25 protein-coding genes and 1 pseudogene are annotated in these 24,235 nt (G+C 69.7%); 9 read left to right on the top strand and 17 right to left on the bottom strand.

The window, feature by feature from the left end; genetic code table 11:
• The first annotated feature begins 230 nt into the window (after positions 1 to 230).
• Positions 231 to 1,079, top strand: coding sequence for a hypothetical protein (locus QE412_RS00870; RefSeq protein WP_307478966.1), 849 nt, complete (start codon positions 231 to 233; stop codon positions 1,077 to 1,079).
• Positions 1,080 to 1,677: 598 nt separating this feature from the next.
• Here QE412_RS00870 and QE412_RS00865 read toward each other — a convergent pair.
• Genes QE412_RS00865 through QE412_RS00855 form a run of 3 tightly spaced genes read right to left on the bottom strand, consistent with a single transcriptional unit; the run spans position 1,678 to position 2,699 of the window.
• Positions 1,678 to 1,914 carry a hypothetical protein gene (locus QE412_RS00865; RefSeq protein WP_307478963.1) on the bottom strand — a complete coding sequence of 79 codons (237 nt, stop codon included), beginning with the start codon at positions 1,912 to 1,914 and terminating at the stop codon, positions 1,678 to 1,680.
• Between the two features lie 42 nt (positions 1,915 to 1,956).
• On the bottom strand, positions 1,957 to 2,307 hold the full coding sequence (locus QE412_RS00860; protein WP_307478961.1) for a hypothetical protein: 351 nt from the start codon (positions 2,305 to 2,307) through the stop codon (positions 1,957 to 1,959).
• Positions 2,304 to 2,699, bottom strand: a complete 396-nt coding sequence (locus QE412_RS00855; protein ID WP_307478958.1) for a hypothetical protein — start codon at positions 2,697 to 2,699, stop codon at positions 2,304 to 2,306. Before QE412_RS00855 ends, QE412_RS00860 begins: the two co-directional genes overlap by 4 nt.
• Before the next feature lie 63 nt (positions 2,700 to 2,762).
• Between QE412_RS00855 and QE412_RS00850 the strand changes: the two genes are divergently transcribed.
• From QE412_RS00850 to QE412_RS00840, 4 genes are all read left to right on the top strand, one after another.
• A complete protein-coding gene (locus QE412_RS00850; RefSeq protein ID WP_307478956.1) occupies positions 2,763 to 3,209 on the top strand; it encodes a MarR family transcriptional regulator in 447 nt (148 codons plus the stop codon).
• Between the two features lie 267 nt (positions 3,210 to 3,476).
• On the top strand, positions 3,477 to 4,067 hold the full coding sequence (locus tag QE412_RS00845; protein WP_307478953.1) for a hypothetical protein: 591 nt from the start codon (positions 3,477 to 3,479) through the stop codon (positions 4,065 to 4,067).
• Positions 4,064 to 4,594: an RNA polymerase sigma factor gene (locus QE412_RS17650; RefSeq protein ID WP_373426516.1), complete on the top strand. Its 531-nt coding sequence runs from the start codon at positions 4,064 to 4,066 to the stop codon at positions 4,592 to 4,594. Before QE412_RS00845 ends, QE412_RS17650 begins: the two co-directional genes overlap by 4 nt.
• Before the next feature lie 162 nt (positions 4,595 to 4,756).
• A complete protein-coding gene (locus QE412_RS00840; RefSeq protein WP_307478950.1) occupies positions 4,757 to 5,038 on the top strand; it encodes an EamA family transporter in 282 nt (93 codons plus the stop codon).
• Between the two features lie 20 nt (positions 5,039 to 5,058).
• Here the strand turns inward: QE412_RS00840 and QE412_RS00835 are convergent, their stop codons facing one another.
• From QE412_RS00835 to QE412_RS00795, 9 genes and pseudogenes are all read right to left on the bottom strand, one after another.
• Positions 5,059 to 5,886 (bottom strand): hypothetical protein, encoded by an 828-nt coding sequence (locus QE412_RS00835; RefSeq protein ID WP_307478947.1) that lies wholly within the window; start codon positions 5,884 to 5,886, stop codon positions 5,059 to 5,061.
• Positions 5,883 to 6,548, bottom strand: coding sequence for a LuxR C-terminal-related transcriptional regulator (locus QE412_RS00830; RefSeq protein WP_307478944.1), 666 nt, complete (start codon positions 6,546 to 6,548; stop codon positions 5,883 to 5,885). The genes QE412_RS00835 and QE412_RS00830 overlap by 4 nt, the downstream gene beginning before the upstream one ends.
• Complete coding sequence (locus QE412_RS00825) at positions 6,536 to 7,867, bottom strand: sensor histidine kinase (RefSeq protein ID WP_307478941.1); 1,332 nt, start codon at positions 7,865 to 7,867, stop codon at positions 6,536 to 6,538. Before QE412_RS00825 ends, QE412_RS00830 begins: the two co-directional genes overlap by 13 nt.
• Before the next feature lie 145 nt (positions 7,868 to 8,012).
• A complete protein-coding gene (gene mmsB, locus QE412_RS00820) occupies positions 8,013 to 9,278 on the bottom strand; it encodes a multiple monosaccharide ABC transporter permease (RefSeq protein WP_307478938.1) in 1,266 nt (421 codons plus the stop codon).
• On the bottom strand, positions 9,265 to 10,791 hold the full coding sequence (gene mmsA / locus QE412_RS00815; RefSeq protein WP_307486951.1) for a multiple monosaccharide ABC transporter ATP-binding protein: 1,527 nt from the start codon (positions 10,789 to 10,791) through the stop codon (positions 9,265 to 9,267). The genes mmsB and mmsA overlap by 14 nt, the downstream gene beginning before the upstream one ends.
• 152 nt (positions 10,792 to 10,943) lie before the next feature.
• Positions 10,944 to 12,047 carry a multiple monosaccharide ABC transporter substrate-binding protein gene (chvE, locus tag QE412_RS00810; RefSeq protein ID WP_307486948.1) on the bottom strand — a complete coding sequence of 368 codons (1,104 nt, stop codon included), beginning with the start codon at positions 12,045 to 12,047 and terminating at the stop codon, positions 10,944 to 10,946.
• A gap of 314 nt (positions 12,048 to 12,361) precedes the next feature.
• Positions 12,362 to 13,123 carry a substrate-binding domain-containing protein gene (locus tag QE412_RS00805; RefSeq protein WP_307478935.1) on the bottom strand — a complete coding sequence of 254 codons (762 nt, stop codon included), beginning with the start codon at positions 13,121 to 13,123 and terminating at the stop codon, positions 12,362 to 12,364.
• Between the two features lie 145 nt (positions 13,124 to 13,268).
• Positions 13,269 to 13,388, bottom strand: a pseudogene (locus QE412_RS00800) (LacI family DNA-binding transcriptional regulator); the annotation flags it as partial.
• Positions 13,389 to 13,458: 70 nt separating this feature from the next.
• Positions 13,459 to 14,799: a M20/M25/M40 family metallo-hydrolase gene (locus QE412_RS00795; RefSeq protein ID WP_307478933.1), complete on the bottom strand. Its 1,341-nt coding sequence runs from the start codon at positions 14,797 to 14,799 to the stop codon at positions 13,459 to 13,461.
• A 70-nt stretch (positions 14,800 to 14,869) separates the two neighbouring features.
• On the opposite strand from QE412_RS00795, the gene QE412_RS00790 reads away from it, so the two are divergent.
• Positions 14,870 to 15,853 carry a Gfo/Idh/MocA family protein gene (locus tag QE412_RS00790; protein WP_307478930.1) on the top strand — a complete coding sequence of 328 codons (984 nt, stop codon included), beginning with the start codon at positions 14,870 to 14,872 and terminating at the stop codon, positions 15,851 to 15,853.
• 220 nt (positions 15,854 to 16,073) lie between these two features.
• Complete coding sequence (locus QE412_RS00785; protein WP_307478927.1) at positions 16,074 to 16,934, top strand: NYN domain-containing protein; 861 nt, start codon at positions 16,074 to 16,076, stop codon at positions 16,932 to 16,934.
• Between the two features lie 228 nt (positions 16,935 to 17,162).
• Here QE412_RS00785 and QE412_RS00780 read toward each other — a convergent pair whose 3' ends face one another.
• Together QE412_RS00780 and QE412_RS00775 are read right to left on the bottom strand one after the other, a co-directional pair.
• On the bottom strand, positions 17,163 to 17,789 hold the full coding sequence (locus tag QE412_RS00780; protein WP_307478923.1) for a hypothetical protein: 627 nt from the start codon (positions 17,787 to 17,789) through the stop codon (positions 17,163 to 17,165).
• Between the two features lie 58 nt (positions 17,790 to 17,847).
• Entirely contained in the window at positions 17,848 to 19,416 is a 1,569-nt protein-coding gene (locus tag QE412_RS00775) for an ATP-dependent DNA ligase (RefSeq protein WP_307478920.1), read from the bottom strand.
• A 229-nt stretch (positions 19,417 to 19,645) separates the two neighbouring features.
• Between QE412_RS00775 and QE412_RS00770 the strand changes: the two genes are divergently transcribed.
• Entirely contained in the window at positions 19,646 to 21,319 is a 1,674-nt protein-coding gene (locus tag QE412_RS00770) for a RecQ family ATP-dependent DNA helicase (protein WP_307478917.1), read from the top strand.
• Positions 21,320 to 21,424: 105 nt separating this feature from the next.
• On the opposite strand, the gene QE412_RS00765 is transcribed toward QE412_RS00770, so the two are convergent.
• Positions 21,425 to 21,832: a DoxX family protein gene (locus QE412_RS00765; protein ID WP_307478914.1), complete on the bottom strand. Its 408-nt coding sequence runs from the start codon at positions 21,830 to 21,832 to the stop codon at positions 21,425 to 21,427.
• A gap of 61 nt (positions 21,833 to 21,893) precedes the next feature.
• Between QE412_RS00765 and QE412_RS00760 the strand changes: the two genes are divergently transcribed.
• A complete protein-coding gene (locus tag QE412_RS00760) occupies positions 21,894 to 22,388 on the top strand; it encodes a GNAT family N-acetyltransferase (RefSeq protein WP_307478912.1) in 495 nt (164 codons plus the stop codon).
• A 77-nt stretch (positions 22,389 to 22,465) separates the two neighbouring features.
• Here QE412_RS00760 and QE412_RS00755 read toward each other — a convergent pair whose 3' ends face one another.
• Positions 22,466 to 23,242 carry an LLM class flavin-dependent oxidoreductase gene (locus QE412_RS00755; RefSeq protein WP_307478910.1) on the bottom strand — a complete coding sequence of 259 codons (777 nt, stop codon included), beginning with the start codon at positions 23,240 to 23,242 and terminating at the stop codon, positions 22,466 to 22,468.
• Positions 23,239 to 24,120 (bottom strand): LLM class flavin-dependent oxidoreductase, encoded by an 882-nt coding sequence (locus QE412_RS00750; protein ID WP_307478907.1) that lies wholly within the window; start codon positions 24,118 to 24,120, stop codon positions 23,239 to 23,241. Before QE412_RS00750 ends, QE412_RS00755 begins: the two co-directional genes overlap by 4 nt.
• Between the last annotated feature and the right edge of the window lie 115 nt (positions 24,121 to 24,235).

Raw genomic sequence — 24,235 nt, 5'->3', positions numbered from 1 at the left:
TAATGACCGCACCTTGTTCTTGGGGCCGATGAGCGAAACCTGGCATGGTCGGGAAGCGACCTTCGACCGGCAACGATCGATCCCCTCCGAGGGAATGGGCGCATCGGACTCTTCGTCCACAGCCGGTCTCGATGCCACCCGTCTTTGACGATCATGGGCGACGAGTCGGTCGGCTCTCGATCCCGGAAGATCTCATGAATCGCTTTGCTCGTCTCGCCCTCACTGCCTTCGTGACGGCTGGCCTGGCCCTCACCGGCACCACCGCCGCCTCGGCCTCCGCCAGCACGCCCGCCCTCTCCGCCAGCCCGACCGCCATCGCCGTGGGAGAGACGACGACGCTCACCGCGACCGGCCTGGGCGGAATGGACTCGATCGGCTTCGGCCTCGGCACCCCCGCCAGCGGTGTCCTCCTGGCGTCGACGGGCGACAGCGGCTCCAAGACGCTGAACGTCCCGGTCTCCGGCGGACAGGCCACGGCCTTCTTCCGCGCATCGCAGACCGGAAGCTTCTTCGTCGACATCTCCAACGGTGAGCGTCCGCTCGCGCAGGTCCAGATCACGGTCACCGGCTCGGCCCCCCAGCCCACGCAGGATTCACAGACCCCCATCATCGAGGTCGGCTCCCCGCTCGTCGTGGGACAGACGACCCAGGTGGTGGCGAAGGTCGCCGGTCTGCAGACGGTCGACTTCGGCCTCGACTCCCCGGACGCGGGCTCCTTCTCCAGCGGCAGCTCCTCGGGGCCGTCAGTCACGGCCCCCGCCAGCAACGGCACGGCTACGGTCGACTTCACGCCCTCCCGGGAGGGTTCCGTGACCATCGCCCTGTCGGACGGCGAGACGGTCCTGGCGTCCGCCGTCGTGCAGGTGTCGCCGGCGCCGGCCACACCCACCGCCGCCCCGACGGCGACCGCGACGCCCTCGGCGAGCCCGACCCCCACCGCGACCTCGGACTCCGGCTCGATCCTGCCGTGGATCCTGCTCGGCGTCGCGCTCCTCGTCATCATCGGTCTGACCGTGTGGCTGATCCTGTCGCGCCGACGCGCGGCGGCGCGCGGCACGGACGACACGCCCCAGGCCTGATCCCCGCGAAGGGCCGCGCCGGACGGCGCGGCCCTTCGTCGTCCCGCGATCGCGCACCCGGGTCGCCACACGCGCCCCGGGTCGGCGCGACGCCGGAGCCCGCCGGCCGACTCGGTACGCATCTCTGCGGCCGGGTACAGGCCGCGAGAGATGGACGCGGTGAGCGGGTCGAGCTCGACGGCCATCATCTACGCCCCGGTCGGCGCCAAGCCGATGAACGTGCCGGCACCGCTTCCGGGCTCCAGCACGCGCCCGCCCTCGAAGCCGAGGCGCTGCATCGCCTCCCACATCGCCTCGACGTAGGCGGGGTCGGTGTAACGGGCGTTGATCGCGGTGCGGCGGGCCGCGGAAAGCTCGGCCTCCGTCAGCTCCCTCTGCAGCTGCTCGCGCTCGCGCGCCCATTAGTCGCGGCGCTCGTCGAACACCTCGGGGATCGCACCCCAGCTTGACCACCGGGCCAACACCGCTTGCTCGTCGGCGGTCGCCGGCCGCTGTTCCGCCTCGAGCACGCGCACCGTCTCGATAGCGGCGACGTTCGCGTGGAACCGTGCCTTCGCGCCAGAGGCCGCGAGGTCTTCCTGTCCGCTTGGACGGAAGGTCAGTAGTCCGCGGGGATCTTCGCCTCGAGCGCGAGCACCCGCGCGTGCATCTGCTGCAGGCTCGCCAGACGTTCCTCAAACACTGCCGTCAACAACGCCGAGTCCGGGTCGTTCTGATCCTCCTGCAGATACCGGATCTGCCTCTCGAGCTCCGCCCGGTCCGGAAGCTCTCCCAGCTCCTGGGATGCCGCTTCCACCTCGTCGTACCTCGGTGCAGCGAAAGGCTGCGTGAACATTTCCCACATGCGATCGCCGGTTAGTTTTTGGCGATCTGCGGGTCATGGGCGATTGTGGCGCGACCAGGCGAGTTCGTTGGCTGGGTCGCGTGTTTCCCGTGTGGTGAAGGCGTGAGGGTGTCCGTAGTCGGTGATTTGGTATCGGGCATACCCGGGGCGGGCTTCGAGGATCTTGCACGAGTATTGTTCTTCGCCCTGCTGGAACAACCAGGTGTCCATCAGACTCTCGAGTCCGTGCCGGTGAACATATAGTTCGGCTTCATCGGGGGGCATCGGCGACGCCAGCGGGGCGCCATGCGGCCCACAAGGGATGAAGAGTCCGTCGCCGTGCGAACGCACCAAGCCGACAATCTCAGCGTCGCCATCGCGGCGAATAAGCCGTTCCAGGGTCATGTGCGACTCCTGACTCGCGGGAGGGAAGTCAGCAACAGCCCAAAGGTGATGTAGACGACCACGGTCGCCCACTGCGTGACGACCATCCACCAGGGCAGGTTATCGATGAGCCACAGGAAGATCGCCGAGGCGAACAACGCGTAGGCCGAGATGATGGCAAGGACCGTGATCACGCGACGCCCGGTGCGCTCCCGCAGCCCACGGGTGAGATACATGGCGTACACGCTGAGCAGGAGGGCGAAGATCGTCCTGAGCAGAAGCAGAAGGAACGGCTCGGGGCGCACGATGAGCAACAGCACGAGGACAGTAGCGTTCAGCGCGGCAAGCGCCATCATGTGCAGAGTTGCCGCAACGTATTGCCATCCCGGGCTGGCGTTCTGAATCTTTGACACGTTTGAGGAGCCTTGCTTAGAGTTGGCTAACTAGAGTTAATAGTTAACTCGGGTTAAGGAACCATGTCAACGTCGGTCCATGCACTCATCAACCTTCAACAGCGACTGAATGTCTCTGCTGCGGTCTTCCAGAGTGCCCTCGCGACCGAACTGGGGCTGTCCATCAAGGAGCTCTACACGCTTGCGATCCTGTTCGACACCGATGCCATTTCGACAGGAGAGCTAGCGGAACGCCTGTCGATTACACCCGCCGCAGCCACCAAGATCACCGACCGGCTCGTTGCCCGCGGCCACGTCGCTCGCAACGCCGACGTGAACGACCGGCGGCGAGTACTGATCTCCCTCGTTCACCTGGACACCGAGTTGATTTCCTCAGCATCCGAGCGCTACGTCGCGCAGCTCGTTGATGTGTCGAGCAGTTTCTCGGACGCAGAGCGGGCGGCCATCGCCCGTTATCTCGAGAACGTCACCACGCTGCTACAGAAGCAGACCTCGTCCACTCGGACGTGATCCACAAGACGACAGTTACCGCCGAGAAATTCCGGCCACCAATCCATGCGAATCACACGCGAGCAAGTCGGCGAGCCGTCGATCGGTCCGGAACCGATCGGTTTCGCACCACCCGAGACGCGCGGGGGTGGCGCGTGCATCTTCAGTTTGATGAGGCGAACCGGGTGGAGCTCGAATTTGTGAGACGTTGAGCGTCGTTCGTGGCATGTATGGAGTGTGTGCCGTTGAAGAGGCGCCGCGAAAGAACCCGACGTGGAAGGACCCGCCGTGCATTCCGCCGACGAAGAGCTCACAGCCATCGACCCCGCCCGACACCTGGATGATGAATCGGCGACTCGTCTCGTCCGTGCAGCATGGGTTCGAGCTGCCTCAGCCGGCCCGAGTCGCTCGTCACGTTATGACTGGCGAGTATTCGTGCCCGCGGGGCTTGCGGCGGTGGCGGTCACGACTGGAGCTGCGATCGCTGCGCCGGTGTGGTTGGGCATCAATGGCGTCCACGTTGAGCCAGACGCGCAAATCCCTGTCAGCTACACCACGCTCTCGGGGGTCGAGGTGAGCTGCACCTGGGCGGTACATATCGGGGACGCGGAGCGGACGCCGTTGGAAGAGCGCGTTGCCGAGGCCCTTGCTGCAACGGATTGGGATGGTGTTGGTCAAGACATCTACGACCAGGCGATAGCGAACCCGCGAGTACCTCAACCGGGCGAGACGTGGGCGGTCGACACTCAGGAAGTTCGAGACGCGATCTCTTTCAAGCTCGCGATCCTCCCTGTCATGGAGCGGCGACTACCCGCAGAGCTGCAGGGAGCGGCATCCCACTGGGGCAGCACCGACACCTGCACGGGGCCATTCCGGTGAGCGAGGCTACGACCCGCGAAGAGCGGGCGACCACGGTTGTTCGAACCAACGGCCCTGACCTTCGGCGTTACTTTCTCCGCCGCGACACGGTCGACCACCACGATTTGCTTCATGAGACATTCGCTGTGATCTGGAGACGCCGCGAACATCTGCCGATCGAAGCGACAGCTGCCCGGATGTGGAGCTTCGGTGTGGCACGCAACATCCTGCGTCGCCACCAACGCCGTCGGCGAACTCATGACCTCGCGGTTGAGAGCGCGGTGCGCACTGCGGAGGTGGGACTACCCGCCGACCCGGCCGATCTCGTTGAAGCTGCCGAGCGCCACGCCGCCATCCGCTTCGCCTTGCGCCGTATGTCTGCGCAAGACCGAGAGATTATTACGCTCGTGCATTGGGACGGTTTCACACTCACGGAGGCCGCCGCGCTTCTACGGCTCAATCCGTCAACAGCGCGGACACGCTACGCGCGAGCAAAGGGACGTCTCGCAGCGCGTCTCACTCGGGACGACCATTCGCCAGCAGGTTAGATACCTTCTGCTGCTGCCACATCATGGACGCCCGCCAGTCCAGGGATGACAACACCCGCACTTCGAAAGACAGACGACAGGCCGGTCGCCAGTCCTCGCTTGCGTGCGAAACCATCGTGCTGGTCATCGTCGCGGGTGTCGTCGAGGGTCCCCCCGCCCCGAGTGGATGCCACAGGAGTCGCCGCCTCCGTCAGCATCGCCGTCGTGGCCACGGCGCTGGCTTTCGTGTGCTGGTTCACCGGGCTCCGGCACCTGCCCGCGGGAACGGTCGGGGTCATCGGCCTGCTCAACCCCGTGACCGGGGTCCTGCTCGGCGTCGCGGTCGGCGGCGAGACGCTCGCTCCACCGCTGCTGCTCGGCATCCTGCTGGTCCTGGCGGCGATCGCCAGCGCCCACGCGCGCAAGGGGTCATTCCCTGTCGCTCGGGCGCGCCGCAAGCGATAGGGAAGGACCCCTCGCGCGGCTCACGACCGGAGCGTCACCCGACCGAGGGATGCCTGGACCTCGACGACCGCGGTGGCCGAGGATGACGTGCGCAGGCGGTTGTCGACCGACCCCAGGCTCCCGTCGCTGGTCACCCGGTACTCCTCGTCCGGGAGGGTGATGTCGGCGGAGCCGGCGGTCAGCGTCACCGAGGTCTTCTGCGGCGCGTTGCCGCTGAGCTCGGTCGACAGTTCGCCGCCGGCCACGTCGAAGGCGGCGGTCTCCACCCCGGACAGGTCGGTCGAGGCCGAGCCGCCCGTCACGGACACGTCGACGTCTCGCGCACTCCCGGTCACGTCGATCTCGCCGCCGGCGAGCTGAATCGACAAGGATCGCAGATCGGCGTCGAGGTCGAGCGAGCCGCCGGCGACCTCGACCCGGGCGTCGACGGCACGGTCGGCCAGAGCCTGCGGCAGCACCAGGGTCGCGTGTGACCCCCCGCCGGCGCCGTTCAGGAAACCACCGCGGGGCGACTCCACCCGCAGCGTGTCGCCGTCGCGCTCGAACGTCCATCCACCGGGCCCGCGGCCCGCGGTGTCCAGCCGCGCCTCGTCGACATCGCCGTACTCGACCGTGAGCGCCCCACCGGCCACGTCGATGTCGAGGTCGGTGAGGCCGCGCGACGCGACCGAGCCGCCGTCGAACGCGGTGCCGGTGTCGCGCAGACTCGCCGCCGCGGACAGGCCCGTGCCGACGAGCGTGCCGAGCAGGAGGCATCCGCCCACCACGGTCGTGGTGATCGAGATCGCCAGGGCGGCCCCGCGGCGGCGGGGCGCGGACGGGGTGCCGATGGGGGTGGGCGAGGTCATGACGAGGCTCCGGGGTGGTCGTGGCCCAGGTGGACCAGGGCGGCGATGACGCGGCGATTGCCGGTCTCGTCGGGCTCGAGGCCCAGCTTGGTGAAGATGGCGGTGATGTACTTCTCGACGCTCGCCGGGGAGACGAACAGCGTCTGCGCGATGGACTGGTTCGATCGGCCTTCGGCGATGAGGGCGAGCACGGAGCGCTCGCGCTCCGTGAGGCTCTGCAGCCGCTCGTCCCGTCGGCGCCGGGTCAGCAGCTGCGACACGACCTCGGGGTCGAGCACGGTCGCGCCCCCGGCGATGCGGCCCAGCGCCTCGAGGAAGTCGCGGACGTCGGCCACGCGGTCCTTCAGCAGGTAGCCGAGCGAACCCTGTCCGTCGGCGATGAGATCGCTCGCATAGCGTTCCTCGACGTACTGCGACAGCACGAGGACCGCGAGCCCGGGATGCCGCGACCTCAGCGCGATCGCGGCGCGGATGCCCTCGTCGGTCCAGGTCGGCGGCAACCGCACGTCCAGGATGCAGAGGTCGGGCGAGGTGTCCGCCACCGCGGCCTCCAGCCCGTCGGTGTCGGCGAGAGCGGCGACGATCTCATGCCCGTCGTCGGCCAGGAGACGGACCAGGCCCTCGCGCAGGAGAACGGAGTCCTCGCAGATCAGGACGCGCACGGCACGCTCACCTCCACCGTCGTGGGACCGCCCTGGGGGCTGTCGATCCGGGCCGTCCCGCCCGCGGCGGTGACGCGGTTGACGATGCCGTCCAGGCCGCCGCCCGGGACGACGCGCGCGCCGCCGAGGCCGTCGTCCTCGACCTTGGCCCACAGGGTCCCGTCGTCGCGCACGCGCACGTGCACGCGGCATCCGGTCGCCCGGGAGTGCTTCGCGGCGTTGGTGAGCGCCTCCGCGAGGGCGAAGTACACCGCCGCCTCCGCCGCCCGGGTGCAGCGACGCGGGAGCCGCACGTCGAGGGTGACGGGGATATGCGAGCGCGAGGCGAGGGCCGAGAGCGCGGCATCCAGTCCCCGGTCGTCCAGCACCGAGGCGTGGATGCCACGCGCCAACTGCCGGAGCTCCGTGATGGCCGACTTGGTCGACGCGTGGGCCTCGGCCACGAGGGCCTTGGCAGCCTCCGGATCGTCGTCGATCTTGGTCTGGGCCAGGCCCAGGGTCATGCCGATGGAGACGAGGCGCGGTTGGACGCCGTCGTGCAGGTCGCGCTCGATGCGCGTGCGCTCCACCTCGGCGGCGCGCACGGCACCCTCGCGCCGGGTGTCGGAGGTCCGCGCGGCCTCTTCGAGCTGCGCCTCGCGGGAGGGCACGAAAAGGGTGCGAACGATGAGCCCGTGCAGCAGAGCGGCGCCGATCACGACCGCGAGCGCGACGACCGTGGTCAGGACGCCGGCGATGGGGACGAGCGCCCCGTCGAAGGGGAAGATCCCGAACAGCCGGGTGTTGGACCATCCGAACACGGGGCTGACCGCCAGCGCGATCCCCCACGCCACCGCTCCGGCTGCAGAGACGGCGACGAGTCCGAGGATCGTGGCGATGGCGAACGACGCCACAGCCCGCCACTGCACCGGGTCGGTCGCCTGCAGCCAGACCGTGTGCAGCACGCCCACGAAGCCGGTGCGGGGACTGCGCCGCGGGCGGAGGGGCGCCAGGCCGATGTCGTAGAGGCCGTCGACGCGCGCCCGCTCGAACCACGCGAGGGCGAACAGCGCGTAGACGAGACCCGCGAGCAGCACCACCCCGAAGAGCAGGGCGAAGAGCAGGCCGAACCCGACCCCGAGGAGGCCGAACAGCGCAGTGAAGACGGTCGGGCCGATCACACCGAGGGCGATGAGGTGCGCGGCCGCGGCCGCCACACGGCCGGGCGAGGCGATGCGCACACGGGGGGTGAGGGCGGGCGCCCCGGCCGCGGCAGCGGGACGGGGTTCGCCGCTCGACGCGGTCGGCGGCGGGGGCGGGAGAACGGATGCCGTGGTCATGGGTTCCACGCTAGAGCGCGGCCCCTCGGCGGTCAGCAGGGTCATCCCCCGCGTGTGTTCGGGTTATCCCGAATCCTCGGACGGGTTTCGGCAACGGCAACGCCCCGCCGCGAGGAAGCGACGGGGCGTTGCGGTGTCGTGAGGATCAGCCGCGCGTGCGGTTCTTGTTCCAGACGTCGAAGGCGACGGCCAGCAGCAGCACCAGACCCTTGATGAACTGCTGCACGTCGGTCGAGATGCCCATGAGCGACATGCCGTTGTTGAGCACACCCATGACCAGACCACCGGCGATCGCGCCGACCACGCGGCCGACACCACCCTGCACGGCTGCTCCACCGATGAAGGATGCCGCGATGGCATCCAGCTCGAAGAGGTTGCCGGCGCCGGGACCGGCGGAGTTCAGACGACCCGTGAACACGATGCCGGCGAGGGCCGCGAGCACACCCATGTTGACGAACAGCAGGAAGTCCACGCGACGGGTGTTGATGCCCGAGAGCTTCGCGGCGGTGCGGTTGCCACCGATGGCGTAGATGTGGCGACCGAAGACGCTGCGGCTCATGACGGTGGAGTAGCCGATGATGAGCACGGCCAGCACCACGAGCACGATGGGCGTGCCGCGCGAGCCGGGTGCGACACCCAGCAGGTAGGTGAGGTACGCGATGAGCGCGCTGCCGCCGATGACCTTGACCAGGAACGCCGCCTTCGGCTCGTTCTGCAGCTCGAGGGCCGCACGCTTGGCGCGCTGACGGACCTGCGAGAAGACGAAGAGCACGAGCGTCAGCGCGCCGAGGGCCACCGTGATCCACTCCGCCGGCGACGACGAGGCCGGGAAGAGGTCGGGGAAGAGATACCCACCGCCGAGCTGGCGGTACTCGGTGGGGAACGGCGTGATCTGCGTGTTGCCCAGCGTCATCTGGGTCAGACCGCGGAACAAGAGCATGCCCGCGAGGGTCACGATGAACGCGGGGATGCCGATGTAGGCCACCCAGAAGCCCTGCCACATGCCGACGACGGCACCGAGGAGGAGCGAGAGCACGATGCCCAGCCACCAGGGCAGGCCCCACTGCACGATGAGCACACCCGACACGGCACCGACGAAGGCAGCGACCGAGCCGACCGACAGGTCGATGTGGCCGGCGATGATGATCATCACCATGCCGATGGCGAGGATGAGGATGTAGCTGTTCTGGACGATAATGTTCGAGACGTTGCCCGCGGTGAGCAGGCGTCCGCCGGTCAGCGCCTGGAACAGCAGCACGATCACGATCAGGGCGATGAAGATGCCGATCTCGCGCAGGCGCGAGGTGAAGAACTGCACGATGCCGCCGGCACCGCTGCCGGCGCCGCCGCCGACGGGACCCTTCGGCGTGGCGGGACCCTTGGGGGTCACGGTGTTGTCAAGCGCTGACATGGTCGGCTTCCTTTTCCTTCGTCATGAGCACCATGAGGGCCTCGGGGGTGGCTTCTTCGATGGGCAGCTGGCCGGTGATGTGGCCTTCGCTGAGGGTGTAGATGCGGTCGCAGATGCCGAGGAGCTCGGGCAGCTCGCTCGAGATGACCAGCACCCCCTTCCCCTGCGCCGCGAGGGAGTTGATGATCGTGTAGATCTCGTACTTCGCGCCGACATCGATGCCGCGGGTCGGCTCGTCGAGGATCAGTACCTCGGGGTCGGAGAAGAGCCACTGCGACAGCACGACCTTCTGCTGGTTGCCGCCGGACAGCTTGCCGACCACCACATCGACGCTGGGCGCCTTGATGTTCATCGAGGCGCGGTAGCGGTTGGCCACGAGGTACTCCTCGTCGCCGTCGACGAACCCGCCCTTCACGAGCTTGCGCATGCCCGCGAGCGAGATGTTGCGCTTGATGGTGTCGATGAGGTTCAGACCTGCGCCCTTGCGGTCCTCGGTGACGTACGCGAGTCCGCTGCGGATGGCGCTGGGCACGGTGGACGTGTCGGCCTTCTGGCCGCGGATGTAGACGTTGCCCGAGATGCGCGAGCCGAAGCTCCTGCCGAACACGCTCATCGCCAGCTCCGTGCGCCCCGCGCCCATGAGACCGGCGATGCCGACGACCTCGCCGGCGCGCACGTTCAGGTTGGCGTTGTGGATGACGGTGCGGGCGGCGTCGGTGGGGTGGCTGACGTTCCAGTCCTCGATGCGCAGGACCTCTTCGCCGATCTCGACGTCGCGGTCGGGGTAGCGGTTCTCGAGCTCACGACCCACCATCCCGCGGATGATGCGGTCTTCGCTCGTGCCGCCGGTGGCGACGTCGAGCGTCTCGATCGTGCGCCCGTCGCGGATGATCGTGACCTCGTCGGCGATGGCGCGGATCTCGTTCAGCTTGTGGCTGATGATGATGCACGTGATGTTCTGCCCGCGCAGGTGCCGGATGAGATCGAGCAGATGCTCGGAGTCGTCGTCGTTCAGGGCCGCGGTGGGCTCGTCGAGGATGAGGAGCTTGACGTTCTTCGACAGGGCCTTGGCGATCTCGACGAGCTGCTGCTTGCCGACGCCGATCTCGTTGACGGGCACGTCGGGGCTGTCGCCGAGTCCCACGCGGGCGAGGAGCTTCGAGGCCTCGCGATTGGTGGCATCCCAGTCGATGAGACCGCGGTGCGTGATCTCGTTGCCGAGGAAGATGTTCTCGGCGATCGAGAGGTAGGGGCTGAGCGCCAACTCCTGGTGGATGATGACGATGCCGGCCGCTTCGCTGTCGCGGATGTCCTTGAACTCGACGGTGTTGCCGTCGAAGACGATCTCGCCGCGGTAGTCGCCCGCGGGATACACACCGCTGAGCACCTTCATGAGGGTCGATTTGCCGGCGCCGTTCTCGCCGCAGATGGCGTGAACCGTCCCGCGCTCGACGGTCAACGACACGTCGGCGAGCGCGATGACGCCGGGGAACTCCTTGGTGATCGAGCGCATCTCGAGGATGGTGCTCACGAGGTCCTCCTTGAAAGGACCGGCGCGTCGCCGGTCGGGATCGTGGGGCGGGTGCGTGACCCGCGGGAGCCTCCGCCGCGACCGGTCGGGTCGCGGCGGAGGCGGGGCGGGAGGGCCGAAGCCCTCCCGCGGGATCAACCCAGGTCGGCCTCGGTGTAGTACCCGCTGTCGACGAGGATCTCCTTGTAGTTGTCCTTCGTGACGATGGTCGACTGCAGGAGGTACGACGGGACGACCTTCGAGCCGTTGTCGTAGGTCTCGGTGTCGTTGACCTCGACCTCTTCGCCCTTGCGGATGTCATCGACCATGGTCACGGCCTGCTTGGCGAGCTCGCGCGTGTCCTTGAAGATCGTCGAGTACTGCTCGCCCGCGATGATCGACTTGATCGAGCCGACCTCGGCATCCTGACCGGTGATGACGGGGAGGTCGCTGGCCGAGTAGCCGCCCGAGGTGAGCGCCGAGATGATGCCGATCGACAGGCCGTCGTAGGGCGAGAGCACGCCGTCGAGCTTGGTGCCGCCGATGACGGTGAGGATGTTCTCCATGCGCTTCTGCGCCGTCTCGGGCAGCCAGCGGAGGATAGCCGCCTGGCCGAACTCGGTCTGGCCCGACGGGACCGTGATGACGCCCTTGTCCATGTACGGCTTGAGCGTGTCGATGGCACCGTTCCAGAAGAACGTGGCGTTGTTGTCGTCGGGGCTGCCCGCGAACAGCTCGACGTTGAACGGACCGGTTGCGCCTGTCTCCTTGCCCGAGGCGTCGAGAACTCCGAGGCCGGTGAGGAGCGAGGTGGCCTGCTGCACGCCGACCTTGTAGTTGTCGAAGGTCGTGTAGTAGTCGACGTTCTCGGTGCCGTTGATGAGGCGGTCGTACGCGATGACGGGGATGTTCGCGTCCTTGGCCTGCTGCAGGACGTCAGTCAGCGTGGTGCCGTCGATGGAGGCGATGATCAGGGCCTTGGCGCCCGTGGTGATCATGTTCTCGATCTGCGAGACCTGCGTGGGGATGTCGTCGTTGGCGTACTGCAGGTCGACGGTGTAGCCGAGGTCCTCCAGCTGCGACTTGACGTTGTTGCCATCGGCGATCCAGCGCTCCGACTGCTGGGTCGGCATGGCGACGCCGATGGTGCCGCCGGCTTCCTGCGAGTCTCCGCTGCCGCCGCCGGTACGGTCTCCGGCGCAACCGGCCAGGCCGATGCCGAGCGCGAGGACGCCCGCTCCCGCGACCGCCTTGAGCATGCTGTGCTTGTTCACTCTGGTTCCCTCCATTGGGTGTCTGTCGCGGGGTCTCGCCGTGGAGCCGCCGCTGGCATTGCAGACGGCACCGGGGGCGCACAGCCTCGGGGGCGAAACGAAGCCGGTCGGCGACGCGGGTGCCCGTGTCGTTCGAAACGTCTTCGTCTCGACGGATCCGCTCCGCAGCGAGTCCCGTCGGCTGTGTGGCCCGGTCATGTGACCGTTCACATTGTGTGTGCGATGCTACCCCGCGCGGCGCTGCCGCTGTCAAGTCCGTCTTCGCAACCCGCCCGCGCTGTTGCGCAAACGTGACGAAATCAGCGACGCGGTGGCGCGGTGGACGAGCGCACGATCAAGCGCAGGTGGTCGGGTTCGGTGCGGGCATCCGCCTCGACCGACTCCCCCAATGCCACCAACAGGTCGGCGAAGGCACGGGTGCCGATGCCGAGGAAGTCCTGACGCACGGTCGTCAACGGCGGCCAGAGGTGGGCCGACTCGGGGACGTCGTCGAATCCGACCACCGAGATGTCCTCGGGCACGGATCGCCCTATGGCGCGAACGGCATGCATGAATCCGAGCGCCATATAGTCGTTGCCCGCGAACACCGCGGTGGCGTCCTCGGTACGCAACAGCTCCACGCCCGCCTCGAACCCGAACTGCGCCGTCCAATCGCCCAACACCGGTGGGCGCGGCGACAGGTCGCCCGCGTCCATCTCGGCCAGATATCCGCGCATGCGGTGGTCGGCCTCGACCCAGTCGCGCGGGCCGGCGATATGGAGGATGCGGGTGTGACCGAGCTCGATGAGATGCCGGACGGCCGCCCGGGCGCCGGCCGTCTGGTCATTGTGCGAGGTGGCCGTCCCCGTGGAGGCGACGATCTGCACCGGGACGGGCAGCTTGAGCTCGTCGAGGATGGGCAGCACCCGTGTCTGGGGAGCCACCGCGATGAGCCCCTCGATCGATTGCCGCATGAGGTGGTCGATCGAGGCGCGCACGTCGTCGGCGGCGCTGGTGGCGAGGTTCGTGACGGTCAACCGATACCCCGCCGCCCGCGCCGCGGACTCGATCGCCTGCACCATCGACGAGACGCCGTGCGTCGTCGTGCGGGGACCCCAGCACCCCGATGAGCCGGGTACGACTGGTCGCGAGGGCCCGGGCGGCCTGATTCGGCACGAACTTCAGCTCGGCGATGGCCGACCGCACCCGGGCCGCGGTCTCGGGGCGCAGCTGAGAACTGTTGTTGATCACGCGCGAGACCGTCTGGTACGACACCCCGGCAAGCCGGGCGACGTCGCGAATACTCGGGGCACGCCCCGCGGCATCCGGAATCTCGGTCTCGCTCATGGCCCGCCTGATCGCGTCGGTCACGCGCTGTTGCGTGACCGGTCACACGAGGATAGCCGACGCGAGAGCGTCATGCCGCTGGAGGGGACGGCGGCACCAAGAGGGCGCGGTAGAACCGGATGCCGCGCAGCCACACCTCGACGCGGACACGCTCATCGGGCGCATGCAGGGCATCGCGCTCGGCGCGGGTGAGGTGGAACGGGGCGAAGCGATACACGGCGTCGGTGAGTCCGGTGTAGAACCGACTGTCGCTGGCGCCGAGCTGCAGATACGGCAGGGACACGACATCGGCGCCGAGAGTGGCGGTCACCGCGCTCGCCAGCCGCCGCCACGCGTCGCCTCGCCACGGCGACACCGGCGACGGGTCGCCGCCGTGGCGCAGCTCGATGTCGACGAGGGGGTCGGCGACCGCACGACGCAGGTGGATCGCGACATCCGACAGCGTCTCCCCCGTCAACAGGCGCACGTTCACACTCGCGCGCGCGGTCGTGGCCAGCACGTTCTCACCCGCCGCCCCCTCGAGCCGCGTCACCACGGCGGTGGTGCGCACCAGAGCGTTCGTCTCGGGACCGAGGCTCGACAACGCCCTGATCAGCACCGGGGCGGTCAGCCCGGCCCGCCGAAACACCGCGCCATAGGGCGCCACCGCGTGCGGTGCGGCCGTCGCCAGCATCGCGCGCACCGGGGCGACGAGACGTCGGGGAAACGGCCGACGACGCAGCCGGTCGATCGCACGCGCCAGGCGCGCGGTCGCCGGCAGGGCCGGAGGCGTAGAGGCGTGTCCGCCGGCCTCGCGCGTCACGAGGTCGAAGGTGGCGACGCCACGCTCGGCCACGCCGATCATCGCCGTCGGAACGCCGACACCGGGAACGGCCCCCTCGACGACAGCGCCGCCCTCGTCGAGCACGAGCGCGGGACGCACACCGCGGTCGGCCAGCAGCGCCGCCAGGGCCTGCGCGCCGGTTCCGCGCGTCTCCTCGTCATGACCGAAAGCCAGCCAGACGTCCGTCTCGGGCACGGCGCCATCGGCCAGCGACTGCTCCACCGCCTCGAAGATGGCGACCAACGCGCCCTTGTCGTCGATGGCGCCGCGGGCGTGGATGGTCTGGTCGGGCCCCTCCCCCACGATCTCGGCCGCGAAGGGCGGATGCCGCCACTCTTGACCGTCGACGGGAACCACGTCCTGATGCGCGAGGAGCAGTAGCGGTGCGGCATCGGTGCGGCCTCTCCAGCGGTAAAGGAGCGAGTGTCCGGCCACGACCTCGCGGTCCAGGTGCTCGTGCACCAAGGGGTACAGACTCTCCAGCGTCGCGCGGAACGCCACGAAGGCGGCATCGTCGACGTCGGCGGGGTCGGCCCGCGACACGGTGGGAATGGCCAGCAGTTCGCGAAAGCGCTCGACGGGCGTCATGCGATGAGCCTATTCGCGCAGGTGTCGGGCTGCTCGGCCCGCGAGGGCGCAGCGCCGATACGGTGGAGACATGACTGGACTGCACTGGGGCATCCTCGCCACGGGCGGCATCGCGCACGCCTTCACCTCCGATCTGCGTACCGCGGGTCTCGACGTCGCCGCCGTCGGCTCACGCCGCATCGACAGCGCGCGGGAGTTCGCCGATCAGTACGGCATCCCGCATGCGCACGGCTCCTACGAAGAGCTGGCGGCCGACCCCACCGTCGACATCGTCTACATCGCGACCCCGCACCCCGGTCACGTCGAGAACGCGCTGCTCGCTCTCGACCACGGCAAGCACGTGCTCGTTGAGAAGCCGTTCACGCTGAACGCGGCCGAAGCCGCCGCCATCCGCGACCGGGCGGCCGAGAAGGGGCTGCTCGCGATGGAGGCCATGTGGACGCGGTACCTGCCGCACATGGTCCGCATCCGTGAGATCCTCGCGGCGGGGACGCTGGGTGAGATCCGCGTCGTCTCCGCGGACCACACGCAGAAGATCTCCACCGACCCCGCCCACCGGCTGAACGCCCTCGAGCTGGGCGGCGGCGCGCTGCTGGACCTCGGGATCTATCCCCTCTCGTTCGCGATCGACGTGCTCGGCCTTCCCGAGCAGATCACCGCGCTGGCCCGCCTGTCGGATGCCGGCAGCGACGCCGAAGTCGCCACGATCCTCGTGCACCCCGGCGGAGCGATGTCGACCACGGTGTCGTCGTCGCGCGGCGCGGGCGCGAACACCGCCCAGATCGTCGGCACCGAAGCGCGCATCGAGATCGACCGCGTCTGGTACACCCCCACCTCGTTCCGCGTGATCACGCCCGACAACGAGGTGGCCGAGGAATTCACGACCGACATCGAGGGTCGCGGCATGCAGTTCCAGGCCCTCGCCGCCGAGCGTCTCGTGGCAGCCGGCGTGACGTCGAGCGACGTGCTCCCGATCGACGAGACCGTCGCGATCATGGGCGTGCTCGACGAGGTGCGACGCCAGATCGGCGTGGTCTACCCCGGAGAGCGCTGAGCCGGCGCGTCGGCATCCACCCAGCCCGCGCCGTCCCGCGGAACCCCCATCCGACACACCCACAACCCCACCACCCACACCGGCGTGTCGACCCCCGACTCCGCCCAACGGCACGCCCCGCCCGGGCGGGCGGCGGCATCGGCGCCGCCACGGCGGGGAGCCGCATCGGGCCGGTGGGGCGGACTGGCCCTGACCGCCGCAACCGACGAGACTGGATGCCATGCCCGAAACGCAGAGCGCCCGTGTCGCCGTCTACCTCGACTTCGACAACATCGTCATGTCGTGGTACGACCGCGTGCACGGACGCAACGCCTACTCACGCGACCGGCAGAAGATCGCTGAGAACCCGATCGACCCCGAGATCGCCGAGCGCTTGACGAAGGCGACGATCGACGTCGGTGCGGTCATCGACTACGCGGCATCGTTCGGCACCCTCGTGCTGACCCGTGCGTACGCCGACTGGTCGTCGCCCGTCAACGCCGAATACCGCTCGCAGCTCGTAGCGCGCGCCGTCGACCTCGTGCAATTGTTTCCCGCAGCGGCATATGCCAAGAACGGCGCCGACATCCGCCTCGCCGTGGATGCCGTGGAAGACATGTTCCGCCTGCCCGACCTCACGCACGTCGTCATCGTCGCCGGTGACAGCGATTACGTTCCCCTCGCGCAACGCTGCAAACGCCTCGGCCGCTACGTGGTGGGCGTCGGTGTGGCCGGATCGACGGCAAAGTCGCTCGCCGCTGCCTGCGATCGGTTCGACGCGTACGACTCGCTTCCCGGCATCCCGAACCTGGCCGAGACGAAGAAGGATGCCGCGCCCTCGCGGCCCCGTGCCCGCAAGCGTTCGAAAGACCCCGCGGTCGACCTGCTCGACCGGGCGATGCAGCTCGAGGGAGAGCGCGCCGACGGCGAGTGGCTGCACGCCTCAGCGGTGAAAGACCTCATGAAGCGTCTCGACCCGTCGTTCAGCGAGAAGTCACTCGGGTTCCGCAGCTTCTCGGACTTCCTCAAAGCGCAGACCGACCACGTCGAGGTCGACGAGGAGTCGAACGTCGTGCAGGTGAAGGCCGTGACGCGGGGCTGACGTGTCACCATCGCGCGCTCGTCCGCGGCGCAGCGGCGCCGTGCGCCGGTGTCGGTCGGCTCAGACTCGACGAGCGCACCGACCACAGGGCGCTCCGCCCGTTGCGGCCGATGTCGGGACCCGTACCGGCGTCGAGGGCGCGCAGCACCGCGTGGGCGGCACCGGCGTCAGCGAGCGCCCACCGGCGTGAGCAGTTCCCACCTGCACCAGCGACCCCCACCACTGGCCTCAGCGACGCTCGGCACCGGGAGCCGCGTGGGCGAGTGCGCGGGCCCACACCGACGTCAGTGTGACGTGGCCGTTGACCGAGCCGATCTCGGCGTCGGGCACGACCTCCATCTCGGCCGCGCGCATGCGTTCGAGGTACCACTCGGCGTCGGCCACGCCGGCGGGGCCCGCGCCACCGACGATGATGAGGGCCTCGGCGTCGAGATGGTCGAGAAGCGGTGTGCGCAGGTCGCGGCTGAGCGGATCTGAAGGACTCTCGACCCCGACGATCACCAGACGATCGACCACTGGCCCCATCGCCGCTGCGAGGTAGATAGCGATCGGGCCCGCGGCGCGCTCCCCGACGAGCCCGACCTTCGCCCCCGGCGCCTCGCGGTCGAGGAGCGCGCGCAGGGCCTCGACGGTGAGACCCGCCGAGGTCTGACCGCCGAACACGGGCGGGTCTTCGAGTTCGGGAGCGTCGAGTCCGACGGCGACGATGCGTACATCGAATCCCGAGGTGACCCGGGTGTCGGGGTCGGTGGTGGCCACATCTCCGGTCCGCAACACGAACACCACGCGCGGCGCGCCGGGAGTGCCAAAACTTCGATAACCGAGTTCACCGTCGAGCCAGGGGGCCAGACTCATTCCGTCGTCCTTCCTTCAGGAATCACCGTGGATGAGGGCATACGGGCGCTGCGCGCGGTCACGATGCCGTGTCGCCGTCGTCACTCGGGGCGCCAGCATCGGCGCCGGCCGGCAGCATCGCGCGCAACGTGTCGATCGTGTCGGCGTCGCCGACCCTCTTGTCGGGGCGGTAACCCTTGACCCGGGCGAACCGCAGCGCGACACCGCCCGGGTAGCGCACCGAGCGCTGGACGCCGTCGATCGCGATCTCGACGACGGTGTCGGGGGCGACGCGGATGCCGCCCGGAACCTCGCCCGTCGCACGCTCGGCAAAGTGCGCGGTCTGCCAGCGCAGCACATCGTCGGTGAGTCCCTTGAACGTCTTGCCGACCATGACGAAGCCGCCGGGGTCGCCGAACAGACCGGCCGGGTCGCGCGCACCCAGGTGCAGGTTCGAGAACCACCGCGCGCGTCGTCCGGATCCGCGCTCGACGCCGAGCACGACGAGATCGAACGTGTGGACGGGCTTGACCTTGAGCCAACTCTTCCCGCGGCGCCCGGCAGAGTACGCCGCGTCGAGCCCCTTCACCATGACGCCCTCGTGCCCGGCGTCGAGCGCCGCGCGAGCGAACGCCTCGGCGACCTCGACGTCGTCGGTCAGCTGGGCCGGGATGCGGTACTCCCCCGCCGCGCGCTGCAGCTCGTCGAGGCGGGCGCGCAAAGGCTCATCGATCAGGTCTCGCCCGTCGACGTGCAGGATGTCGAAGAACCAGGGGCGCAGGGCGATGGCCTGCGCGGTCTCGGCTCCGAAGCGCGCCATGGTGTCTTGGAAAGGGCGCGGAGCGCCGTCGTCGTCGAGCGAGAGCGTCTCGCCGTCGAGGATCACGTCGTCGACGGGCAGCGACAGGGCCACGTCGACGATCTCGGGCACGCGGTGGGTGACGTCGGCGAGGGTTCGAGTGAACACGCGCACCTCGTCGCCGTGCCGGTGCACCTGTATGCGGGCGCCGTCGAGCTTGTATTCGACCGACGCCCGCCCCGCCGCCTCGAGGGCCTCGGCGACGGTCTTCGCGGTCGAGGCGAGCATCGGCTGCACCCCGCGGCCGACGACGAGTCCGACGGCAGCGAGCTCTTCGGCGGCCCCGGTGAGCGCGATGCGGGCAGTCTCGCCGAGATCGCCCGACAGCATGGCGGCCCGGCGCACGAGGGCGCCGTCGCGCTCGCTCGCCCGGGCGACGGCATCCACGAGCACGCCCTCGAGCGCGCCGGTGCGCAGCTCTCCGGTCATGATGCGTACGAGCAGCTGCCACTCGGTCGCCGTCGCCCGCGCGGCGAGGTCGTCGAGCAGAGCGGTGCGGACCGAGACCGACCCCGCTCCCCCGGTCTTCACCAGCCGGGCGAAGGCCTCGTCGACCTCACTGATCGTCAGCGACGACGTGGGCGCGTGAGCTCCTCCGCGCGTCGACAGCGTGCGCCACCCGACGCCCAGGCGTCCCTGCCGGGGAGCCGCCGTGAGCAGTCCCACCGCCGGCTCGATCTCGTCGGGATCGAGAGCGCGCAACACCGCCGCAAGGGTCTCGACCTTGGCCAGGCGCGAGCGTGTGCCCGTCACCGTCGTGAGGGCCGCATCGATATCGCCGAAGAGCATGTCGGCATCCTGGCATCCCCCTCCGACATCGATGCGCCGCTTGCGCCGAGGGGGTGCGCGTGGCATCGGCTTGCGCCCGGGACGCCCCGTCCGTCGGGCGGAACCACGCGGGCGGGCCTCGCATCTTCGCTTTCCCGGGCGAGTACCCGCTCGCCCCGCCGCCCGCAACCCCCGATCCGATGTCGGAGGTTCGCGATGTGCTGGGTTCGTCCCCCAGGAATGAGGTCTCGTGAACGCTCCCGCCACTCTCGCACAGTCCGCGCGCACGGCCCGTGAGGTCTTCGGCTGGGACGACCTGCTGCCCGGCCAGGCAGAGGCGATCGACGCTGTCGTCGGCGGGCGCGACACCCTCGTGGTGTTCCCCACGGGCGCGGGCAAGTCGGCCGTCTACCAGATCGCGGGGTGCGAGTTGGGCGGGGTCACCGTCGTGCTGTCACCGTTGCTGGCGCTGCAGCGCGACCAGATCGACTCCATCGATGCCGCACCCGACGCACCCGCCGCCGTGGCGCTGAACTCGCGCACGAGCGCCGCTGCGCGCAAGAACGCGTGGGCCGCCATCGAGAGCGACGATGCCGTGTACGCCTTTCTCGCTCCCGAACAGCTCGCCAACCCCGAGGTCTTCGATCGCCTCGTGAAGGCCGACGTGCGCTTGATGGTCGTTGACGAAGCCCACTGCGTCTCCGCTTGGGGGCATGACTTCCGGCCCGACTACGCCCGTATCGGCGACGCCGTCGAGGCCCTCGGGCACCCGCCCGTCCTCGCGCTGACGGCCACGGCATCCGCCCCCGTCCGCGACGACATCACGGCGAGCCTGGGAATGCGCGACCCGCACCTCGAAGTGCGCGGCATGGATCGCCCCGAGATCCACATGAGCGTGCGCCGTCACGAAGACGACGCGGGCAAGCGGCGCGCGGTCGTGGCGGATGTTCAGGATGCCGGTGGCCCGGCGCTGCTGTACGTGGCGACGCGCAAGGAAACCGACGCGTATGCGGAGGAGCTCACCGAACTGGGTCTGCGCGCGGCGGCCTACCACGGGGCGATGGCGCAGAAGCGGCGCGACGAGGTGCACACCGCCTGGAGCGCGGGCGAGCTCGACGTCGTCGTCGCGACCTCGGCCTTTGGGATGGGCGTCGACAAGAGCGACGTGCGCCTCGTCGTGCACGCCGACGTGACCGAGTCGCTCGACGCGTATGCGCAGGAGATCGGCCGGGCTGCGCGCGACGGTCAGCCGGCGCGGGCGATCCTGCACTACCGCGCCGAGGACTTCTCGCTGCGGTCGTTCTTCGCCGGCGGGCACAGCAAGAAGGGCGACATCGCCGGGGTGTGGGACGCGCTTCGACGGTCGAAGAGACCGATGCGCGCGAAGGACATCGCCGAGGAGGCCGAGCGCTCGACGCGCGCGATCGGCCGGGTTCTCAACCAGCTCATCGCGTGCGGGTTGGCCATTTCGGGTCCCGACGGCGTGTCGGCGATGTCGACGGCGTCGGCGGGAGACGCGGTGAGCGCCGTACGCGAACGTGACGAAGCCGAGGAGCGCATCCGCGCCTCCCGCATCGCGATCATGCGGGGCTACGCCGAGACTGCCCACTGCCGGCGGCGCGCGCTGCTGGAGTACTTCGGCGTCGAGGCCGCCGAGCGCTGCGGCGCATGCGATCGCTGCGACGCGAGCGCTGTCGCCCCAGCCGACGCGAGCGCTGTCACCGCAGCCGAGGAGGAGCCGGCAACCGCCGACGCCGACGGCATCCGCATCGACGCCACCGTCGAGCACGGCGAGTTCGGAACGGGCACCGTCATGGGCATCGAGGACGACCGACTGACGGTGTTCTTCCCCGAGCACGGCTACAAGGTGCTGGCGCGCGCGGCGTTCGAGAACGGCATCCTGGGGCTCGGGGAGGCGGCGTGAGCCGGGGCGTGCCGCGCTCCGGAAGGACGATGTCGCACGCGGTCGCTCGGCGACGGGCGATGGGATGGCGGGCGGCTTTCACCGGAGCCCGGCCCGCCCGGCGGATCAGCGTGCCCGCGTCGCCCACCACGCCCAGGCGATGAGCGGCACCTGCAGGAACAGCCGGACGAAACGCGCGCGGTCGGTGGCCAGGCCTGGCGCGGGCCGGCCGGTGCGCCACTGGTGCACGTTTCCCGGGAAGACGGCGACGAAGAACGCGGCGACAGCAGCACCGATGCGCCCACGCTCGCGGGGGAACGCGATGAGGGCCGCGCCGAGGAGGAGCTCCACCGCACCGGATGCCACGACGATCGCGTCCTTGTCGGTCCGCAAGAGGCGCGTTGCCCAGTCGGGCACCACGATCCGATAGCCCCGGCGCCCCCACGTCAGGTGGCTGACCCCGGCCGCAACGAGCAGCGCGGCCAGCACTCCCCGCGCGAGGAAGCGGACGGTGAGACCTCGACGTCGTGGCATCCGGTCAGTCTGCCATCCGGGCCGGCGGCGAGGGTCGGATGCCACTCGCTAGGCTCCCGGCATGGGGAGAGCCGACGACACGAAGCGGGAGGTTCGCGAAGCGGAGCCCGCGGATGCGGTGGCGATCGCGACGGTGCACGCGACGTCGTGGCGCGAGACCTACGGACGGTTCGTCGACGACCCGGAAACGAGCGAATGGTTCGCCGTCGACCGCCGTATCCGGATGTGGGCCGACGACCTCGACGCGGGGACCTTCACGACGATGGTCGCGACCATCGATGGCGAGATCGTCGGCTTCGCGGCCGCCCGACCCACGTCAGGCCCTGACGCGGCCCGCCCGGAGGAGCTCGCGATGCTCTATGTCGTCGCTCACGCGCACGGAACGGGCGCCGGTCAGGCCCTGCTCGATGCGGTGCTCGACGATCGACCGGCGCAGCTCTGGGTCGCCGCCGACAATCCTCGGGCGCACGCGTTCTATCGGCGCAACGGCTTCCGACCGGATGGTGCCGAGTCGTCGTTCGGTCCCATCCCGACCACGGTGCGCTTGGTGCGCTGAGTCCGGTCGTCGAAGGAGCCCCTGAGCCAGGCGCCCTGCTCACGTCGGCGACGGCGCCCCTCAGCCAGGCGCCCTGCTCACGTCGGCGACGGCGCCGTGCGCCAGGCGAAGTCGACGTAGGCCGCCACGGTGTCCTCCGGCACGATCGCGCGCAGCACCACCTCGTCGGCCGCCGCGGTGTACGCCTCGAGCGCGTCACCCAGTTCGGTCACGTCGCGGATCGTCGTGTCCGCGGCATCCACTCCCATCCGGGCGAAGTTCGCCGCGTAGTTGGGGAACGAGGCGTAGCGCGCGGTCTCGGCGTCGAGGCGTTCCCGCGCGGCCGAGACGATCGCCGTCCGCACGTACACCGCCACCGAGGTGTCGGGGGCGGTGGCGCGCAGGGCGGATGCTTGCTCACGCACCTCGGTCGGCGGCACCCAATTCAGCAGCACGCCCTCGGCGCGCTCGGCGCCCGTTCGGCGCATACGGGGACCGAGCGCTCCGACCAGGACGCGCGGGATGCCGGCGGAGTGGAGCACGTCGATGGCGTCGCGTACGCGAGCCAGAGCGCCCTCTTTGGCCATGCCCGAGCCGATACCCAGCGTGAGTCGGTCGAGCGGAAGAGCCAGCGAGCGCACGTCGTCCGCGATATCCGCGGCGGGTCGGCGGTCGACGGGCACGACACCCGTCGCCAGCTGCAGGCGTTCCGTGACGCGGGCGGCGGCGGCAAGACCCGCGAGCGCGTCGCCGTCGGGGGTGTCATTGACCCAGAGCGTCCGGAAACCCGCTCGCTCGACGGCGGGCGCGACCTCGGCGATGGCGTCGGGTCCGAGCGAGCCCGCCAGGCCGAGCGAGACCGCTCCGCGCGTCATGACACGCCTCCCGCGGCGGGCACGGCAACGGTCACCTGGCCCACCGCCGAGATGAAGGCCGCGAGATCGACGTCGTCGGTCGGCAGCAGAACGACGTCGTCGACGCCCGCCGCCTGGAATCGCGCCACCCCCTCGGCGACCTCGGACACCGATCCCGCGAGCACGCGGTCGACAGCGTCTTCGCGGTCGCCGAGCGCAGCCGTCGCGCGCTCCACGGCGCCGGGGCCGAAGGCGGTGAGGACGTAGGCGACCACGTCGGCACGTCCGGCGCGGCCCGCCTCGGCACGACCGGCCTGCACGGCATCCACCGCGGTCGCGATCTCGGCGACCGTGTGCCGGCTGTCGAGGATCACGCCGTCGGCGACCGCCCCCGCGAGAGTCAGCGTCTTCGGCCCTTCTGCCGCGGCGTACACGAGCGGGGCCTGGGCGGGCGGCCAGTCGAGAGCGACATCGCGAAGCTTGACGTACCGGCCCTCGGCGCTGACGGTCTCGCCCGCGAGCAGGGCGCGAAGCGCCGGCAGCTGCTCGTGCATGAGCGTCAGCGGCGACGCGGACTTGGCACCGACCTGTCGCATCCAGTCCTGCACGCCGTGGCCGAAGCCCGGCAGCAACCGACCGGGGAACATGCGCTCGATCGTCGCCACCTCCATCGCCGACGCGGCGACGTTGCGCAGCGGCAGCGGCGCGATACCGACCCCGATGCGCAGGTGGTCGGTGACGGCGAGCGCGGCGGCTGCCGCCGCCCAGGCCGAGGAGCGGAAGCAGTCCTCCCACAGCCACAACTCTTCGACACCGGCGTCTTCGGCGGCCCGGGCGGCGTCGCGCAGCTGCTCGGGAGGGTGGGGGTAGGGGCTGAAGATCGTGCCGATACGACTCATGACACCTACTCTGCCCCCACCCTCCGACATCGCGGCAGGGGGTGGCGGCACCCGACGCCCGGCTCCGCGGCATCTGCGGTCCGTCCAGCGGAGATCGACGACGACACGCCGCCGC

It is taken from the genome of Microbacterium trichothecenolyticum, assembly GCF_030818955.1.
GTDB lineage: Bacteria > Actinomycetota > Actinomycetes > Actinomycetales > Microbacteriaceae > Microbacterium > Microbacterium trichothecenolyticum_B.
This window is presented reverse-complemented; position numbering and strand designations above follow the sequence as displayed.

Excerpts from the sequence above, each read along its gene's own strand:
- QE412_RS00865 (WP_307478963.1), bottom strand. The coding sequence starts at position 1,914 with ATGTTCACGCAGCCTTTCGCTGCACCGAGGTACGACGAGGTGGAAGCG.
- QE412_RS00860 (WP_307478961.1), bottom strand. The coding sequence starts at position 2,307 with ATGACCCTGGAACGGCTTATTCGCCGCGATGGCGACGCTGAGATTGTC.
- QE412_RS00850 (WP_307478956.1), top strand. The coding sequence starts at position 2,763 with ATGTCAACGTCGGTCCATGCACTCATCAACCTTCAACAGCGACTGAAT.
- QE412_RS00835 (WP_307478947.1), bottom strand. The coding sequence starts at position 5,886 with ATGACCTCGCCCACCCCCATCGGCACCCCGTCCGCGCCCCGCCGCCGC.
- QE412_RS00825 (WP_307478941.1), bottom strand. The coding sequence starts at position 7,867 with ATGACCACGGCATCCGTTCTCCCGCCCCCGCCGCCGACCGCGTCGAGC.
- mmsB (WP_307478938.1), bottom strand. The coding sequence starts at position 9,278 with ATGTCAGCGCTTGACAACACCGTGACCCCCAAGGGTCCCGCCACGCCG.
- mmsA (WP_307486951.1), bottom strand. The coding sequence starts at position 10,791 with ATGCGCTCGATCACCAAGGAGTTCCCCGGCGTCATCGCGCTCGCCGAC.
- chvE (WP_307486948.1), bottom strand. The coding sequence starts at position 12,047 with ATGCTCAAGGCGGTCGCGGGAGCGGGCGTCCTCGCGCTCGGCATCGGC.
- QE412_RS00805 (WP_307478935.1), bottom strand. The coding sequence starts at position 13,123 with ATGGTGCAGGCGATCGAGTCCGCGGCGCGGGCGGCGGGGTATCGGTTG.
- QE412_RS00795 (WP_307478933.1), bottom strand. The coding sequence starts at position 14,799 with ATGACGCCCGTCGAGCGCTTTCGCGAACTGCTGGCCATTCCCACCGTG.
- QE412_RS00790 (WP_307478930.1), top strand. The coding sequence starts at position 14,870 with ATGACTGGACTGCACTGGGGCATCCTCGCCACGGGCGGCATCGCGCAC.
- QE412_RS00785 (WP_307478927.1), top strand. The coding sequence starts at position 16,074 with ATGCCCGAAACGCAGAGCGCCCGTGTCGCCGTCTACCTCGACTTCGAC.
- QE412_RS00780 (WP_307478923.1), bottom strand. The coding sequence starts at position 17,789 with ATGAGTCTGGCCCCCTGGCTCGACGGTGAACTCGGTTATCGAAGTTTT.
- QE412_RS00775 (WP_307478920.1), bottom strand. The coding sequence starts at position 19,416 with ATGCTCTTCGGCGATATCGATGCGGCCCTCACGACGGTGACGGGCACA.
- QE412_RS00765 (WP_307478914.1), bottom strand. The coding sequence starts at position 21,832 with ATGCCACGACGTCGAGGTCTCACCGTCCGCTTCCTCGCGCGGGGAGTG.
- QE412_RS00760 (WP_307478912.1), top strand. The coding sequence starts at position 21,894 with ATGGGGAGAGCCGACGACACGAAGCGGGAGGTTCGCGAAGCGGAGCCC.
- QE412_RS00755 (WP_307478910.1), bottom strand. The coding sequence starts at position 23,242 with ATGACGCGCGGAGCGGTCTCGCTCGGCCTGGCGGGCTCGCTCGGACCC.
- QE412_RS00750 (WP_307478907.1), bottom strand. The coding sequence starts at position 24,120 with ATGAGTCGTATCGGCACGATCTTCAGCCCCTACCCCCACCCTCCCGAG.